At 58.4% G+C, this 1,046-nt stretch carries 1 protein-coding gene; it reads right to left on the reverse strand.

The window, feature by feature from the left end:
- Nucleotides 1–990, reverse strand: a 990-nt coding sequence (locus NKH13_RS35490; protein ID WP_352917481.1) for an IS481 family transposase, incomplete at its 3' end; no start/stop codon positions are given.
- Between the last annotated feature and the right edge of the window lie 56 nt (nucleotides 991–1,046).

Below are 1,046 nucleotides of genomic sequence, written 5' to 3' on the forward strand. Positions count from 1 at the left end.
GATGTTTAGTCCCGGCATTTGCTGGAGCGGATTGAGAGTGAAGCGCTCGGGCTGGGAAGCCCATGCCTTGCAGATGAACTCGTAGGGCGTGAAGCCCTTGAGGGTCTTCAGCCTGCGGCCGAAATTGTAGGCCGCGACGAAGTCGGCAAGATGCCGACGCAGTTGGTCGTGATCGTCGTAATGGAAGCGCTTGACGGTTGCGTCCTTGATGGTCCGGTTCATTCTCTCGACCTGACCGTTGGTCCAGGGGTGCTTTGGCTTTGTGGTTCGATGTTCGATATCGTTCTTGGCACAGGCGTATTCGAAGGCATGAGCCCGGAATATCTCGCCATTTGCGATTGCCTCCTTGATCAGCGGAACGGCCGAACCGCCAGCGCCTGGCGTGGTGAACTGGATGCCGTTGTCGGTGAGAACGGTATGGATCCTGTAGGGGACGGCCGCGATCAGGCGTAGCAGAAACTCTTTGGAAATGGCTGTCGGAGCCTTCTCGTGCAGTTCGACGAAGGCGAACTTCGAGGTTCGGTCGATGGCGACGAACATGTGTAGCTTGCCCTGTTCGGTTCGAACCTCCGCGATATCAATGTGGAAGAAGCCGATCGGATAGGCCTTGAACTTCTTCTTCGCCGGCCTGTCGCCCTCGACATCCGGCAATCGGCCGATGCCGTGGCGCTGCAGACAGCGGTGCAATGAAGAGCGCGTCAGATGCGGGATCGACGGCTGCAACGCGTAGAGGCAATCGTCGAGCGGCAGCAGCGTGTAGCGGCGGAAGGCCACAATAACGGCCTCTTCCTCGACAGACAGAACCGTCGATCTCGGCTCCCTGGGGCCGGTGGGCAGATCGGCGGTCGAACTCCGCTTCTTCCACTTCGCTACCGTCTTGGGGTTGATGCCATAGCGCTTCGAAAGCGACCTCAGGCTCGCTTGACTATGTTGTATCGCTCGACGGATCGCCTCTGTCGTTGTGGCGCTCCCATGCAGAACCTGGCCCATAGTGCATCCTTTGATTCGGACGACAATGATGAACCATCAAAGCCCGGGATCAAACA

Origin of the sequence: Mesorhizobium sp. M1348 (assembly GCF_040317925.1) — a bacterium.
GTDB lineage: Bacteria > Pseudomonadota > Alphaproteobacteria > Rhizobiales > Rhizobiaceae > Mesorhizobium.